General features: G+C 59.1%; 13 protein-coding genes. 12 read left to right on the forward strand and 1 reads right to left on the reverse strand.

Annotated elements, in window-relative coordinates; translation table 11 throughout:
- Positions 1-363 precede the first annotated feature (363 nt).
- Positions 364-1,287, forward strand: coding sequence for an amidohydrolase family protein (locus FJW00_RS17110; protein ID WP_140925065.1), 924 nt, complete (start codon positions 364-366; stop codon positions 1,285-1,287).
- 23 nt (positions 1,288-1,310) lie between these two features.
- Here FJW00_RS17110 and narL read toward each other — a convergent pair whose 3' ends face one another.
- Complete coding sequence (gene narL / locus FJW00_RS17115; protein ID WP_009086917.1) at positions 1,311-1,961, reverse strand: two-component system response regulator NarL; 651 nt, start codon at positions 1,959-1,961, stop codon at positions 1,311-1,313.
- A gap of 313 nt (positions 1,962-2,274) precedes the next feature.
- Here narL and FJW00_RS17120 point away from each other — a divergent pair, with 313 nt between their 5' ends.
- The 11 genes from FJW00_RS17120 to FJW00_RS17170 all read left to right on the forward strand — a co-directional run bounded on the left by FJW00_RS17120 (position 2,275) and on the right by FJW00_RS17170 (position 15,477).
- A complete protein-coding gene (locus FJW00_RS17120; protein ID WP_140925067.1) occupies positions 2,275-3,669 on the forward strand; it encodes a NarK family nitrate/nitrite MFS transporter in 1,395 nt (464 codons plus the stop codon).
- Positions 3,670-3,768: 99 nt separating this feature from the next.
- Entirely contained in the window at positions 3,769-7,530 is a 3,762-nt protein-coding gene (locus tag FJW00_RS17125) for a nitrate reductase subunit alpha (RefSeq protein WP_140925069.1), read from the forward strand.
- Entirely contained in the window at positions 7,527-9,071 is a 1,545-nt protein-coding gene (gene narH, locus FJW00_RS17130; RefSeq protein WP_140925071.1) for a nitrate reductase subunit beta, read from the forward strand. Before FJW00_RS17125 ends, narH begins: the two co-directional genes overlap by 4 nt.
- Positions 9,068-9,796, forward strand: coding sequence for a nitrate reductase molybdenum cofactor assembly chaperone (narJ, locus tag FJW00_RS17135; RefSeq protein WP_140925074.1), 729 nt, complete (start codon positions 9,068-9,070; stop codon positions 9,794-9,796). The genes narH and narJ overlap by 4 nt, the downstream gene beginning before the upstream one ends.
- The gene (narI, locus tag FJW00_RS17140; protein WP_046102444.1) at positions 9,793-10,470 is read left to right on the forward strand and encodes a respiratory nitrate reductase subunit gamma; all 678 of its coding nucleotides are present in this window, start codon (positions 9,793-9,795) and stop codon (positions 10,468-10,470) included. The genes narJ and narI overlap by 4 nt, the downstream gene beginning before the upstream one ends.
- Before the next feature lie 150 nt (positions 10,471-10,620).
- Positions 10,621-11,703: a lytic murein transglycosylase B gene (mltB, locus tag FJW00_RS17145; RefSeq protein ID WP_033736026.1), complete on the forward strand. Its 1,083-nt coding sequence runs from the start codon at positions 10,621-10,623 to the stop codon at positions 11,701-11,703.
- Positions 11,704-11,782: 79 nt separating this feature from the next.
- Positions 11,783-12,118: a zinc ribbon domain-containing protein YjdM gene (locus tag FJW00_RS17150; protein ID WP_058958497.1), complete on the forward strand. Its 336-nt coding sequence runs from the start codon at positions 11,783-11,785 to the stop codon at positions 12,116-12,118.
- 178 nt (positions 12,119-12,296) lie between these two features.
- The gene (gene tam / locus FJW00_RS17155; RefSeq protein WP_140029467.1) at positions 12,297-13,070 is read left to right on the forward strand and encodes a trans-aconitate 2-methyltransferase; all 774 of its coding nucleotides are present in this window, start codon (positions 12,297-12,299) and stop codon (positions 13,068-13,070) included.
- Positions 13,071-13,171: 101 nt separating this feature from the next.
- Positions 13,172-13,666 (forward strand): nicotinamide-nucleotide amidase, encoded by a 495-nt coding sequence (gene pncC, locus FJW00_RS17160; RefSeq protein ID WP_046102442.1) that lies wholly within the window; start codon positions 13,172-13,174, stop codon positions 13,664-13,666.
- Between the two features lie 95 nt (positions 13,667-13,761).
- Positions 13,762-14,829: a recombinase RecA gene (recA, locus tag FJW00_RS17165; protein WP_009086899.1), complete on the forward strand. Its 1,068-nt coding sequence runs from the start codon at positions 13,762-13,764 to the stop codon at positions 14,827-14,829.
- A gap of 123 nt (positions 14,830-14,952) precedes the next feature.
- Entirely contained in the window at positions 14,953-15,477 is a 525-nt protein-coding gene (locus tag FJW00_RS17170) for a regulatory protein RecX (RefSeq protein ID WP_140925076.1), read from the forward strand.
- Positions 15,478-15,552 lie beyond the last annotated feature (75 nt).

Genomic DNA, 15,552 nt, shown 5'->3' on the forward strand with positions numbered 1-15,552 from the left:
CTGCGAGGCGGCTCGCGATTTCTGACAGGATAGCGCACCGGGGGATTGCCGATCAGGCGGCTGCGCGCGGAGCGTGCGGTTCACCGGCAGGGTCGCGCGGATTAAAGGAAATCAGTCCGCCGTGCCCGCCTGAAAAAGAGACACCGGTCAAAGAAGCGGCACGCACATCTGCGCCCGGCGGACAAAAGTGCTTGAATCAACGGGTTACATTTTCAGCGCGCAAAATTTACCCGGCGCAGTCAGGTCAGCATCACGCCGTCATAGCGGCGACCGGGAGAGTTTGCCGGGATGATGACGTCGCGCTCAGGATGGAACGGAAAGTTTGGATAACGGCTTTAATGACCTTAATTATCAGGAGGATAAATGTCACTAACCCGTCGGCATTTCTTACACTCAGGCGCGGCGCTGGCTTTCGCGGCGACGTTTCCCGCCTTCGCAAACGTGCCTTACAGTTCGGGCGAGAAAAAACCTCAGCTGATTCCGCCGCCAGGCAGCGTCGATTGCCATATGCATCTGTACGACAGCCGCTGTCCTGCCGTGCCTGGCACAAAACTGATGAACCCGGCGAACGCTTCACTGGAAGACTATCGGAAGCTTCAGCAGAGACTGGGCATCAACCGGATGGTGATTGTCACGCCCTCACGCTACGGAACCGATAACAGCGTCCTGCTGAATGGCCTGGCGGCGAGCGGGGGAAATGCGCGCGGCGTGGTGGTGCTGGATTCGTCGGTCAGCGATGATGAACTGCAGAAGCTGCATCAGGCGGGCGTCAGGGGAATCCGGTTTAATCTGCGTTACAGCGCGGTTAACCTCGATGATATGGAGAAGTTAGCAGCACGCGTGAATCCCCTGAACTGGCATATTCAGGTGGTGACCTCTGGTAAACACTTAACCGAACTGGAAAGCCGGCTGCAAAAACTCCCGACCCCGGTGGTGATCGATCATATGGGGCACGTGCCGCAGCCGGAGGGCATTACGTCGCCGGTGTTTACCACGCTGCAGCGGATGCTGGATGGCGGGAAAAGCTGGATAAAACTCTCCGGGGTTTATATCGACTCCTTAACCGGCGCGCCGGGCTATAAGGATGTGACGCCGGTGGCACAGAAACTGGTGCAGATTAACCCGGAACGGCTGCTGTGGGGCAGCGACTGGCCGCACCCGACCGAACCGGACAGCCATAAGCCGGACGATGCGGTGTTACTCGATCTGATGCAGGTCTGGGCGCCGGAGAGTCGGGATCGGCAGAGAATACTGCGTGATAACCCCGTTAAGCTCTATGACTTCTGACGCAGCATTTACAGGCAGCCAGGTCAGTTCAGCCCGTGCTGCAGCGCCCAGACCGCGGCTTCCAGCCGGGATTTAAGGTTCATCTTCTTCAGCAGATATTTGACGTGGACCTTAACGGTGCTTTCGCTGATGGTCAGCTTACGGGCGATCGCTTTATTGGTCATCCCGTCGCTGATCAGCTGCAGGATTTCGCGTTCGCGTCGGGTCAGCTGCGTGATGTCACGCGGGCGGGCAGGCCGGGCGTCGCGCAGCCGGGTGACCAGTATCGGCGTTAACGCCTCGCTCAGCACGATCTGACCGGCCGCCGCCTGATGCAGGGCTTTCAGCAGCGCTTCCGGCTCCATATCTTTCAGCAGATAGCCATCGGCGCCGCGCTGCAGTGCACTGACGACATCCTCTTCCTCATCCGACACGCTGAACACCACCACCCGCCCGGAGAGGGGGGCTTCGCGCAGTCGGGTCAGGGTATCCAGCCCATTCAGTCCCGGCATATTCAGATCCAGCAGGATCAGGTCAGGATCGTGCTGCTGCGCCAGCGCCACGCCCTGCGCACCGTTTCCCGCCTCGGCAACCACCTGCAGTCTCTCATCCAGCGCGATTAGCTGCTTCAGCCCGTTGCGCAGCATGGGGTGGTCGTCGATCAATAAAAGCGTAAATGTCTCTGCCGTCACCATGACTCCTGTTCCTGTCGCCGCTGCCCGTCCGGATCGGGCGTGGGCCTATCTTACCGGTGAGGCGGGGACGCTATATACCCCCAAAGGACTACTCCTTTATTTCCATTTTTACCTCTTCCCGGCACGCCATTTTCAGTGCAGCCGATTAACCCTATGATTTGCAATGACTCTCTGCTGCCTCTCCGCTACTTATCCCGGCTGAGACAGGATGACCACGCCCGGATAACCTGCATTGCCGTTGATTTGTATCAAGCAAGCGGGCAGGGCGGATACGCAGGATATGCCCCATTATTCTTCTGCTGATGAGAGAGTCATGACCCAATCTGCCCCTTTGCAAACCCCGACGCGCGGCGCACCGATCCAGGAGTGGCAACCGGAAAATGCGGCCTTCTGGCAGGCGCGGGGTAAACGCATCGCCAGCCGCAACCTCTGGATCTCTGTCTTCTGTCTGCTGTTGAGCTTCTGCGTCTGGATGCTGTTCAGCACCGTCGCGGTTAACCTGAATAAGGTCGGCTTCCGCTTCAGTACCGAACAGCTCTTTCTGCTGACCGCGCTGCCGTCGGTCTCCGGCGCGCTGTTGCGTGTGCCTTACTCATTTGTGATTCCCGTCTTTGGCGGACGCCGCTGGACCGCCTTCAGCACCGGCATCCTGATCGTCCCCTGCCTGTGGCTCGGTTTTGCAGTGAGGGACAGCCAGACCTCCTTCGCCACCTTTATGGCGATCGCTCTGCTGTGCGGTTTCGGGGGGGCGAACTTCGCCTCCAGCATGGGCAATATCAGCTTCTTCTTTCCCAAAGCCCGTCAGGGCGGCGCGCTGGGCATCAATGGCGGCCTGGGGAACCTCGGCGTCAGCGTCATGCAGTTTGTTGCCCCGCTGGCGATCTCCTGCGCCATTTTTGGTTTTGCCGATGGGGGGCAAGTCACCGCGAGCGGCGATAGCCTCTGGCTGGAAAATGCGGCCTGGATCTGGGTGCCGTTTCTGGCCATCGGCACGCTGGCCGCCTGGCTGGGGATGAACGATCTGGCGGCAGCGAAATCCTCGCTGCGCGAACAGCTGCCGGTGCTGAAACGTCCGCACCTCTGGATCATGGCGCTGCTCTATCTGGCGACCTTCGGCTCCTTTATCGGCTTTTCGGCCGGTTTCGCCATGCTGACAAAGACGCAGTTTCCCGGCGTGGTGATTATGCACTACGCCTTTTTTGGCCCGCTGATTGGCGCACTGGCGCGCTCAGCAGGCGGCATGATCTCGGATCGCTTCGGCGGGACCCGCGTCACTCTGATCAACTACGTGCTGATGGCGCTGTTTGCTGCGCTGCTGTTCCTCACGCTGCCGGGAGCCGGCCATCAGGGATCGTTCGTCGCCTTCTTCGCCCTGTTTATGGGCCTGTTCCTCACTTCCGGCCTCGGCAGCGGTTCCACCTACCAGATGATTGCCGTGATCTTCCGCCGGCTGACGCTGGAACGCATCAAAGCCGAAGGCGGTGACGAGGCGCTGGCACAGCGGGAAGCCGCCACAGAAACCTCCGCGGCGCTTGGCTTTATCTCCGCTATCGGCGCGCTGGGCGGCTTCTTTATTCCGCAGACCTTTGGCCTCTCGCTTGCCATGACCGGCTCTCCGGCCGGGGCGATGAAAATCTTTCTGGTCTTCTACCTCTGCTGTATCGCCGTGACCTGGCGGGTCTACGGACGAAAAGCGCGCGCCGGATAACGACAACGCCGGTGTGGCGCACCGGCAATCCCTTTATTTTCTGCATCAGCACGCATGCAGAGTGAACAATGTGACACCAGGCCTTCAGGAGCCTTCCGGATGAGCAAATTTCTCGATCGATTTCGCTATTTCAAACAGCTGGCTGAGCCCTTTTCCGGCCAGCATGGTCAGACGCTGAACAGCAACCGTGACTGGGAAGATGGCTACCGCAGTCGCTGGCAGCACGATAAAGTCGTGCGCTCCACCCACGGCGTTAACTGCACCGGCTCGTGCAGCTGGAAAATCTACGTCAAAAACGGCCTGGTCACCTGGGAAACCCAGCAGACTGACTACCCCCGCACCCGTCCCGACCTGCCGAACCATGAACCGCGCGGCTGTCCACGCGGTGCCAGCTACTCCTGGTATCTCTACAGCGCCAACCGCCTGAAATATCCGCTGATGCGTAAGACGCTAATCCAGCTCTGGCGCGAGGCGAAGGCGCAGCATAGCGATCCGGTAGAGGCCTGGGCCTCCATCATCCGCGATCCGGAAAAAGCGCGCAGCTATAAACAGGCGCGCGGACGCGGCGGGTTTGTGCGATCCAGCTGGCAGGAGGTGAATGAGCTGATTGCCGCCGCGAATATCTGCACGGCCAAAACCTACGGCCCTGATCGCGTGGTCGGCTTCTCGCCGATTCCGGCCATGTCGATGGTCTCCTATGCCGCCGGGGCGCGTTACCTGTCGTTAATTGGCGGCACCTGCCTGAGCTTCTATGACTGGTATTGTGACCTGCCACCGGCCTCACCGATGACCTGGGGCGAGCAGACCGACGTGCCGGAATCCGCCGACTGGTATAACGCTTCCTACATCATCGCCTGGGGCTCAAACGTGCCGCAGACCCGCACCCCGGATGCGCACTTCTTTACCGAAGTCCGCTACAAGGGGACGAAAACCGTGGCGATCACCCCGGACTATGCCGAAGTCGCGAAGCTGTGCGACCAGTGGCTGAGTCCGAAGCAGGGCACTGACAGCGCGCTGGCGCTGGCGATGGGCCACGTGATGCTGAAAGAGTTTCACCTCGACCGTGATGTCCCCTATTTCCGTGACTATGTGCACCGCTACACCGACATGCCGATGCTGGTGCTGCTGGAGCCGCGTGAAGGCGGATTTTATGCCGCGGGTCGCCAGCTACGCGCCAGCGATCTGGTCGATGGCCTGGGTCAGAAAAACAACCCGGAATGGAAAACGGTGGCGCTGGATCAGACCACCGGCGAGCTGGTGGCCCCTCAGGGCGCGATCGGCTTCCGCTGGGGTGAAAAAGGGAAATGGAATCTGGAGCAGCGCGATGGCCTGTCGCAAAAAGAGGTGGAGCTGCAGCTGAGTCTGCTCGGCAGCCACGATGAGGTGGTCGAGGTCGGTTTCCCTTACTTCGGCGGCATCACCAGCGACCATTTTAACAGCGTCGCGCTGGATGAGATCCTGCTGCATAAGCTGCCGGTCAGACGCCTGACGCTGGCAGATGGCAGCGAAGCCCGGGTCGCCAGCGTCTACGATCTGACCCTGGCGAACTACGGGCTGGATCGCGGTCTGGGCGATGCTCACTGCGCGCAAAACTATGATGAGATCAAAGCCTACAGTCCCGCCTGGGCGGAGCAGATCACCGGCGTCTCCCGGCAGAACATCATCCGCCTCGCGCGCGAGTTTGCCGGGAACGCGGAGAAAACCCACGGACGTTCAATGATCATTGTCGGTGCCGGTATGAACCACTGGTATCACATGGACATGAACTACCGGGGACTGATGAACCTGCTGATTTTCTGCGGCTGCGTCGGTCAGAGCGGCGGAGGCTGGGCGCATTACGTTGGTCAGGAGAAACTCCGTCCGCAGACCGGCTGGGCTCCGCTGGCCTTTGGCCTCGACTGGCAGCGTCCGCCACGCCAGATGAACAGCACCTCTTTCTTTTACAACCACTCCAGCCAGTGGCGCTATGAAACCCTGGCGACCGAAGAACTGCTCTCACCGCTGGCCGATAAAAGCCGCTTCAGCGGCAGCCTGATCGACCTTAACGTCCGATCCGAACGCATGGGCTGGCTGCCTTCCGCGCCGCAGCTTAACGTCAACCCGCTGCACATCGCCGCCCGGGCCAGCGCCGCCGGGCAGTCGGTGATTGACTATACCGTGGCGAGCCTGAAGCAGGGCACCCTGCGCTTTGCCGCTGAACAGCCGGACGATCCGCAGAACTTTCCGCGAAACCTGTTTGTCTGGCGCTCTAACCTGCTTGGCTCGTCAGGGAAAGGGCATGAGTACATGCTGAAGTATCTGCTCGGCACCGAAAACGGCATTCAGGGAAAAGATTTAGGCCAGCAGGGGCGCGTGAAGCCGGAGGAGGTCGAATGGCAGGCGCAGGGCGCCGAAGGAAAACTGGATCTGGTGGTGACCCTCGATTTCCGTATGTCGAGCACCTGCCTCTACTCCGACGTGGTGCTGCCGACCGCCACCTGGTATGAAAAAGACGACATGAATACGTCGGATATGCATCCGTTTATTCATCCGCTTTCGGCGGCGGTCGACCCCGCCTGGGAGTCAAAAAGTGACTGGGAGATCTACAAAGGCATCGCCAAAGCCTTCTCCGACCTCTGCCCCGGTCATTTAGGCGTTGAAACGGATGTGGTGACGCTGCCGGTGCTGCACGACTCGCCTGCCGAACTGGCGCAGCCGTTTGAAGTCAGAGAGTGGAAAAAAGGGGAGTGCGATCTGATCCCCGGTAAAACGGCACCGCACATCATGGTGGTGGAGCGTGACTATCCGGCGACCTGGGCGCGCTTTACCACGCTGGGGCCACTGCTGGAGGCGCAGGGCAACGGCGGCAAAGGGATTAGCTGGAACACCTGCAAAGAGGTCGATCTCCTGAAGCAGCTGAACTATGTCAAAGCGGATGGCCCGGCTGCGGGACGGCCCAATATCGACACGGCCATTGATGCGGCCGAGGTGATTCTGGCGCTGGCGCCGGAAACCAACGGTCAGGTGGCGGTAAAAGCCTGGCAGGCGCTGGGCGCGATAACCGGTCGCGATCACACTCACCTGGCGCTGAACAAAGAAGATGAGAAGATCCGCTTCCGCGATATCCAGGCGCAGCCGCGCAAAATCATCTCCAGCCCGACCTGGTCAGGGCTGGAAGATGAGCATGTCTCCTACAACGCCTGCTACACCAACGTTCATGAACTGATCCCGTGGCGCACCCTGAGTGGCCGTCAGCAGCTCTATCAGGACCATGAGTGGATGCGCGCCTTCGGCGAAAGCCTGATGGTCTACCGTCCGCCGATTGACACCCGGGCAGCGAAGCCGTTGCTCAACAGTAAACCCAACGGCAACCCGGAGAAGGCGCTGAATTTCCTGACGCCGCATCAGAAGTGGGGCATTCACTCCACCTACAGCGACAACCTGCTGATGCTGACCCTGTCGCGCGGCGGCCCGATTGTCTGGATGAGTGAAGAGGATGCCCGCGAACTGGGCATTGCGGATAACGACTGGATCGAGGCGTTCAACGCCAACGGTGCCCTGACCGCCCGCGCGGTGGTGAGCCAGCGCATCCCGGCCGGTATGACCATGATGTATCACGCTCAGGAACGCATCGTGAATATCCCCGGTTCGGAGATCACCCGCCAGCGCGGCGGGATCCACAACTCTGTGACCCGGGCCTGCCCGAAACCGACCCATATGATTGGCGGCTACGCCCAGCTCTCCTGGGGCTTTAACTACTACGGCACCGTCGGGTCGAACCGCGATGAGTTCGTGGTAGTGAGAAAAATGAATAACGTTGACTGGTTAGACGGGGAAGGGCACGACGCCTGCCAGGGCGGCCAGCAGGAGGTGAAACCATGAAAATTCGCTCACAGGTCGGCATGGTGCTGAACCTCGACAAATGTATCGGCTGCCACACCTGCTCGGTGACCTGCAAAAACGTCTGGACCAGCCGCGAGGGGATGGAATACGCCTGGTTTAACAACGTCGAGAGCAAGCCCGGCGTCGGCTATCCGCACGCCTGGGAAGATCAGCAGAAGTGGAAGGGGGGCTGGATCCGGAAGATCAACGGCAGGCTGGAGCCGCGCATGGGCAGCCGTGTCGGGCTGCTGTCGAAGATCTTTGCTAATCCGGACGTGCCCGCGCTGGATGATTACTACGAGCCGTTCGATTTCGACTACCAGCATCTGCACAATGCACCCGCCGGAAAACAGCAGCCGATCGCCCGCCCGCGCTCGCTGATCACCGGTCAGCGGATGAAAAAGATCGAGAATGGCCCGAACTGGGAGGAGATCCTTGGCGGCGAGTTTGCGAAGCGCTCGCAGGATAAGAACTTCGATAACATCCAGAAGGCGATCTATGGGCAGTTTGAGCACACCTTCATGATGTACCTGCCGCGCCTCTGTGAGCACTGCCTCAATCCGGCCTGCGTGGCAACCTGTCCCAGCGGCGCCATCTACAAGCGCGGCGAAGATGGCATCGTGCTGATCGATCAGGATAAATGCCGCGGCTGGCGCATGTGCCTCACCGGCTGTCCTTACAAGAAGATCTACTTCAACTGGAAAAGCGGCAAATCTGAGAAGTGCATCTTCTGTTATCCGCGCATTGAATCGGGCCAGCCGACCGTATGTTCGGAAACCTGTGTTGGCCGGATCCGCTATCTCGGCGTGCTGCTCTATGACGCTGACCGGATTGAACAGGCGGCGTCAGCGGAAAACGAGAAAGATCTCTACCAGCGTCAGCTGGATATCTTCCTTGATCCGCACGATCCGGCAGTGATCGCCCAGGCGCTGAACGACGGCGTGGCGCAGAGCGTAATCGACGCGGCGCAGCGTTCGCCGGTCTACAAAATGGCGATGGAGTGGAAGCTGGCGCTGCCGCTGCATCCGGAATACCGCACGCTGCCGATGGTCTGGTATGTGCCGCCGCTGTCACCGATTCAGTCGGCAGTGGATGGCGGCGCGCTGGCTCATACTGGCGTGCTGCCGGATGTGGAGAGCCTGCGCATCCCGGTTGAGTATCTGGCCAACCTGCTGACCGCAGGCGACACCGCGCCGGTGCTGCAGGCCCTGAAACGGATGCTGGCGATGCGCCACTACAAACGCGCTGAGAGCGTGGAGGGGCAGCGCGATAGCCGCGCGCTGGAACAGGTCGGCCTGACCGAGGCGCAGGCGCAGGAGATGTACCGCTATCTGGCGATTGCCAACTACGAAGATCGTTTTGTGGTGCCTTCCAGCCATCGCGAGCTGGCGCGTGAAGCCTTCCCGGAAAGTAAAGGCTGCGGCTTTAGCTTTGGCGATGGCTGTCACGGCAGCGACAGCCGGTTCAATCTGTTTAACAGCCGTCGCATTGATGCCATCGACATCGCCAGTCAAACCCGCCGCCAGGAGGATGCCTCATGATGACGTTACGGATGCTGTCACGGCTGCTGGATTACCCGGACGAGGCGCTGTTTGCTCATCACTCTGAGCTGATCGCGGCACTGGACGCGGCAGAGGAACTTGATCTGCCGCAGCGGGCAGGGCTGGAGCAGTTTATTCAGCAGCTCTGTGCGCGGCCACTGCTGGATGCGCAGGCGGACTACTGCGCCCTGTTTGATCGCGGCCGCGCCACTTCGCTGCTGCTGTTTGAGCATGTGCACGGCGAATCCCGCGATCGCGGTCAGGCGATGGTCGATCTGCTGGCGCACTACCGGGCCGCCGGTCTGGAGCTGGACAGCAGAGAGCTGCCCGATTATCTGCCGCTCTATCTGGAGTATCTCGCCTGTCAAAGTGACGAGGCGGCGCGCCAGGGACTGGAGGATATCGTGCCGATTCTGGCTCTGCTGGCGGCGCGTCTGGAAGCGCGCCAGAGTCCCTATGCCGACCTTTTCACGCTGTTACTGACGCTGGCGGGCAGCGCGGCTGACCCGGCCGCCCTCCGGCCGCAGGTGGCGAAGGAAGCGCGTGACGACACCCCGGCGGCGCTGGATGCGGTCTGGGAAGAGGAGCAGATTAAATTTCTCGGCGAGCAGGGCTGTGTCTCAGCGCAGCAGGCGATGCATCAGCGTCGCTTCGCCGATGCGGTCGCGCCGCACTATCTGGATATTGCCGCGGCGACGGCACGCCGCACAGGAGAGTCAGCATGAATGTTCTGAACACTTTCTTCTTCGATATTTACCCCTATCTTGCCGGAACGGTTTTTCTGGTGGGGAGCTGGCTGCGCTATGACTACGGGCAGTACAGCTGGCGGGCCGGTTCCAGTCAGATGCTGGATAAAAAGGGGATGCGGCTTGCCTCTAACCTGTTCCACATCGGCATTATCGGCATCTTCTTCGGGCATTTCGTCGGGATGCTGACGCCGCACTGGATGTATGAGTCGTTTCTGCCGATCGACGTGAAGCAGAAGCTGGCGATGGTGGCGGGTGGCTTGTTCGGGGCGATGACGCTGGCCGGGGGAGCGCTGCTGCTGAAGCGTCGTCTGACCCATCCGCGGGTGCGGGCGACCAGCAGCGTCGGCGATATTCTGATCCTGACCCTGCTGGTGGTGCAGGCCACGCTGGGCCTGCTGACCATTCCCTTCTCTGCTCAGCATATGGATGGCAGTGAAATGATGAAGCTGGTGGGCTGGGCACAGGCGGTGGTGACTTTCCACGGCGGTGCTTCACAGCATCTGGCCGGGGTGGCAGTGATCTACCGCGTCCATATGGTGCTGGGGATGACCCTGTTCCTGCTGTTCCCCTTCTGCCGGCTGGTGCATATCTGGAGCGCACCGGTTGAGTACCTGACCCGGCGCTATCAGTTGGTCAGAAACCGTCGCTGAATGCTGAGCCGCCGCGGGGGCAGGGCAGCCCTGCGGCGGTTTTCACCGGCGTCAGCCTTGACGTTTTTTTAAGATTTTGACCTGTATGTCGCTGCGCTGAACGTCTACTATTACCGCATCTGATTTTACCCCCTCGTTTATGGATAACCGATGCGTCTCAAGCTAGCCCTCCTTGCCCTTATTCCGCTTCTGGCCTCCTGCAGCAGCAAACCTGACGTTCCCTCCCGGCAGAAGATGCTGGCTGCGCCACAGGGCGGTTTTTTACTGCAGCCGTCGCATAACGGATCGGGCATGTCTGGCGATTTTGCCGGCAATCCGGCCGCCGAGAAATTTATCGATAAGATGGTGAAAGAGCATGACTTTGATCGTCAGCAACTGCACGACATTATCGGTCAGGCAAAACGGCTGGATTATGTGCTGCGGCTGATGGATCGTCAGGCCCCGAGCTATACGCCCGCGCCGGGTCCTAACGGGGCCTGGATCCGCTATCGCAACAAATTCATTACGCCGGATAACGTGCAAAACGGGGTAGCGTTCTGGAACCAGTATCAGGATGCGCTGCAGCGCGCGCAGCAGGTTTACGGCGTGCCGCCGGAAATTATTGTCGGCATCATCGGCGTGGAAACCCGCTGGGGGCGCGTCATGGGGAAAACGCGCATTCTGGATGCGCTGGCGACCCTGTCGTTCAACTATCCACGCCGTGCTGAGTACTTCAGCAGCGAGCTGGAAACCTTCCTGCTGATGTCGCGTAAAGAGCAGGATGACCCGCTGGCGCTGAAAGGCTCTTTCGCCGGCGCGATGGGCTATGGTCAGTTTATGCCCTCTTCTTATCAGGAGTATGCGGTTGATTTCAACGGAGACGGTCATGCCAATCTCTGGGATCCGGTGGATGCGATCGGCAGCGTGGCGCACTACTTCCAGAAACATGGCTGGCGCAGCGGTGAAAATGTTGCCGTTCCGGCCAGCGGTCAGGCACCGATGCTGGATGATGGCTTCAAAACCCGCTACAGCGTGAGCATGCTGGCGGCCTCAGGATTATCTCCTCAGGGCTCGCTGGACGGCAACGATGAGGTGAGTCTGCTGCGGCTCGATCTCGGCACCAGTTATCAGTACTGGTATGGCTTGCCCAATTTTTATGTCATCACCCGCTATAACCACAGCACCCACTATGCGATGGCGGTGTGGCAGCTGGGTGAGGCGGTCGGCAAAGCGCGACAGGGTGGTCTGTTATAAAGGCTACCCTTGTTAACTGTAAGGTTATATGATGTCGGCCTTTTCAGGCCACACAGCCACAGTTATTTCTGGAGTCGTTATGTCTTTACCTGCCTGCCCAGCCTGTCACGCCGATTATACCTGGCAAGATGGTGACAACCTCAACTGCCCCTCCTGCGGTCATATCTGGACCGAAGGAGAGGGCGACAGCAGCAACGCACAACTGGAAGTGCGTGATGCCAACGGCAATCTGCTGGCAGATGGCGACAGCGTCACGGTGATCAAAGATCTTAAGGTGAAGGGCAGCTCCTCTTCACTGAAGATCGGCACCAAAGTGAAAAGCATTCGTTTGGTTGAAGGGGACCACAACATCGATTGCAAAATCGACGGCTTTGGCCCGATGAAATTAAAATCTGAGTTTGTGAAAAAGAACTGAGATCAGGGGCGCAAGGACGCGCCCGCGCTCACTCTGCCTTATCCGGTTCCGCCTTCCTCTCCCCCCTTTTTCCGCCACCGCTGACTGTACAGTCAGTAAAACGCCGTCACGGGTCGCACTTTTTTGCCTTTCATCCGTCTCAGTAAACGAAGAGCTGATTGCTGAATGAGAGGTCAGGATGAAAGAGTGGGATCCCGTGCTGTATCGTAAATTTGAAGCGGAACGCACACGTCCGGCGCATGAGCTGCTGGCGCGTATCCGTCCGGAGCAGGTTGAGCAGGTCACCGATCTGGGATGCGGGCCGGGCAACAGCACGGAGCTGCTCGCTGATGCCTGGCCGCTGGCGCAGATTACCGGACTGGACAGTTCCGCGGCGATGTTAACGCAGGCCCGTGAACGCCTGCCACACTGCCGCTTTGTGCAGGCGGACATCCGCAGCTGGCAGGCAGAGGTCCCGCAGCAGGTCATCTACGCCAACGCTTCCCTGCAGTGGCTGGATGATCACACTGCGCTGTTCCCCCATCTGGTCAGGCAGCTGGCCCCCGGTGGTGCACTGGCGGTTCAGATGCCGGATAACCTCAATGAACCCTCGCACCAGCTGATGCGTGAGGTCGCCGCAACCGCGCGCTGGCGTTCACAGATCCGCACCGCTGATCGTGTCGCGCTGCTCTCTGCCGGCGCCTATTACGATCTGCTCACCCAGGCGGGCTGTGAGGTGGATATCTGGCGCACCACCTATTATCACGTCATGGCTGATGCGCAGGCGATTATCAGCTGGCTGCAGGCAACAGGCTTGCGCCCGTTCCTGGCGTCACTGGATGAGGCATCCCAGGCGGCGTTTCTCGCCGATTATCATCAGCAGCTGCTCAGCGCCTATCCGGCCCGGGCCGACGGTCAGGTGTTGCTCGCTTTCCCGCGTCTTTTTATGGTGGCAGTGAAAAAAGGGGCGTGAGCTGGAAACTCAGCCGCAAAAACAGGGCAATAGTGCAGAGAGCCCTTGAAAAAGTGCGCTTTCTGCACCACCTTCAATCCACACCCTAAGGGAGAGTCGCAATGGATGATCAGCAACTGCAGGCGCTTAGCGCGCAGATAGGTGAGAAGCTGAAGCAGCGCAACGCCACCGTCACCTGTGCGGAATCCTGCACCGGCGGATGGATTGCGAAGGTCTTTACCGATATCAGTGGCAGTTCCGCCTGGTTTGAACGCGGTTTTGTGACCTACAGTAATGAGGCAAAACAGCAGCTGGTGAACGTACAGGCAGCGTCGCTGGAACAGTATGGTGCGGTCAGCGAGGCGGTGGTGCGGGAGATGGCGCAGGGTGCCCGTCAGGCCGCTCAGGCAGACTATGCCATTTCAGTCAGCGGCATCGCCGGACCGGATGGCGGCAGTGAAGAAAAACCGGTCGGCACGGTGTGGTTTGGCCTGGCCGGCCCTGAAGATAAAGTGCTGACTTTTCAGCAGCATTTCAGCGGCGATCGTGATGCCGTACGCCGCCAGTCGGTGGCATGGGCCCTGCAGACACTGTATGGCGAATTTCTGACAAATTAAACTTGATACTGTATGACTATACAGTATAATTGACGGCAACAGAAAGAGTGCAGGCACCCTGAGTGCGTGTTTACCCGGCTTGATTAGGAGTTGAAATGGCGATTGATGAAAACAAACAGAAGGCTTTAGCTGCCGCGCTGGGCCAGATTGAGAAACAATTTGGTAAAGGCTCCATCATGCGCTTGGGTGAAGACCGCTCAATGGATGTGGAAACCATCTCTACCGGTTCGCTGTCGCTGGATATCGCGTTAGGCGCAGGCGGTCTGCCAATGGGTCGTATCGTTGAGATCTACGGACCAGAGTCTTCCGGTAAAACGACGCTGACCCTGCAGGTCATCGCCGCGGCTCAGCGTAAAGGCAAAACCTGTGCCTTTATCGATGCCGAGCATGCGCTTGACCCGGTCTATGCCAAGAAGCTGGGCGTTGATATCGACAACCTGCTTTGCTCGCAGCCGGACACCGGTGAGCAGGCGCTGGAGATCTGTGATGCACTGGCCCGTTCTGGCGCGGTCGATGTCATCATCGTCGACTCCGTTGCGGCGCTGACGCCGAAAGCGGAAATCGAAGGTGAGATCGGTGACTCACACATGGGCCTCGCGGCACGTATGATGAGCCAGGCGATGCGTAAGCTGGCCGGTAACCTGAAGCAGTCAAACACCCTGCTGATCTTCATCAACCAGATCCGTATGAAGATTGGTGTGATGTTTGGTAACCCGGAAACCACCACCGGCGGTAACGCGCTGAAGTTCTACGCCTCTGTCCGTCTTGATATCCGCCGTATCGGTGCGATTAAAGAGGGCGATAACGTGGTCGGCAGCGAGACCCGCGTTAAAGTGGTGAAAAACAAAATCGCCGCGCCGTTTAAACAGGCTGAATTCCAGATCATGTACGGTGAAGGGATCAATACCTTCGGTGAGCTGGTTGACCTGGGCGTGAAGCACAAGCTGATTGAAAAAGCGGGTGCATGGTACAGCTACAATGGCGACAAGATTGGTCAGGGTAAATCGAATGCCAGCAACTTCCTGAAAGAGAATGCGGCTGTGGCAAACGAAATCGATCTGAAGTTACGTGAGTTACTGCTCAACGGCGCGGATGAATCACTCGAAGCAGACAAATCTGCTGAGAATGAGAACGCAGCCAGCGAAGCGAACGAAGACTTCTGATGACTAAGACGGGAGAGGCGAAGGCCTCTCCCGTTATTTTTACTTCCCTCTGTCCCTCTCCTGCCTTCCCTCTGTCCTGTTCTGTCGCCATAATCTTTCCCCTGTTTGTACAAGGTGCGCAGTATGACTGAATCCACTCAGCCCCAATCCCAATCCAATGTTGTCTCCTACTCCCGCCTGCTTGACCGCGCGATGCGTATCCTGGGCCAGCGCGATCACAGCCGTGCAGAGCTGGCGCGTAAGCTGCAGCAATCGGCGCAGCGTGCGGCATGGGCGCAGAAAAAAGAGCCTGAGATCATCACCGACGCGCTGCTGGAGCAGGTGCTGAACTGGTGTCAGGAGAACGGCTGGCTGAACGACGCGCGTTTCACTGAAAGGTTTATTCAGAGCCGCAGCCGGAAAGGCTTTGGCTCCCAGCGTGTCCGTCTTGAACTGGCCCAGAAAGGCATTGACCGTGAAGCCATTGATATTGCGATGGAAGAAACGGAGGTGGACTGGGCTGCCTGTGCGGCGGAACTGGCCGAACGAAAATTCGGGCATCCGCTGCCTGTCGAGTGGAAAGAGAAAGCGAAAGTACTACGCTACCTGCAGTCAAAAGGGTTTATGAGCGAAGATATCCAGTCTGTTTTCAGAAATTTTGATGACTAAGGGCCGATGTAATTTTACTTCCCACTGAAGAAAATTTATCTTATTCCCACTTTTTGTTCCGCTGATCCGGCACCA

Origin of the sequence: Pantoea anthophila (assembly GCF_006494375.1) — a bacterium.
GTDB classification, from domain to species: Bacteria; Pseudomonadota; Gammaproteobacteria; order Enterobacterales; family Enterobacteriaceae; genus Pantoea; species Pantoea anthophila.

Coding starts and splice junctions, on each gene's coding strand:
- FJW00_RS17110 (WP_140925065.1), top strand. CDS start 364: ATGTCACTAACCCGTCGGCATTTCTTACACTCAGGCGCGGCGCTGGCT.
- narL (WP_009086917.1), bottom strand. CDS start 1,961: ATGGTGACGGCAGAGACATTTACGCTTTTATTGATCGACGACCACCCC.
- FJW00_RS17120 (WP_140925067.1), top strand. CDS start 2,275: ATGACCCAATCTGCCCCTTTGCAAACCCCGACGCGCGGCGCACCGATC.
- FJW00_RS17125 (WP_140925069.1), top strand. CDS start 3,769: ATGAGCAAATTTCTCGATCGATTTCGCTATTTCAAACAGCTGGCTGAG.
- narH (WP_140925071.1), top strand. CDS start 7,527: ATGAAAATTCGCTCACAGGTCGGCATGGTGCTGAACCTCGACAAATGT.
- narJ (WP_140925074.1), top strand. CDS start 9,068: ATGATGACGTTACGGATGCTGTCACGGCTGCTGGATTACCCGGACGAG.
- narI (WP_046102444.1), top strand. CDS start 9,793: ATGAATGTTCTGAACACTTTCTTCTTCGATATTTACCCCTATCTTGCC.
- mltB (WP_033736026.1), top strand. CDS start 10,621: ATGCGTCTCAAGCTAGCCCTCCTTGCCCTTATTCCGCTTCTGGCCTCC.
- FJW00_RS17150 (WP_058958497.1), top strand. CDS start 11,783: ATGTCTTTACCTGCCTGCCCAGCCTGTCACGCCGATTATACCTGGCAA.
- tam (WP_140029467.1), top strand. CDS start 12,297: ATGAAAGAGTGGGATCCCGTGCTGTATCGTAAATTTGAAGCGGAACGC.
- pncC (WP_046102442.1), top strand. CDS start 13,172: ATGGATGATCAGCAACTGCAGGCGCTTAGCGCGCAGATAGGTGAGAAG.
- recA (WP_009086899.1), top strand. CDS start 13,762: ATGGCGATTGATGAAAACAAACAGAAGGCTTTAGCTGCCGCGCTGGGC.
- FJW00_RS17170 (WP_140925076.1), top strand. CDS start 14,953: ATGACTGAATCCACTCAGCCCCAATCCCAATCCAATGTTGTCTCCTAC.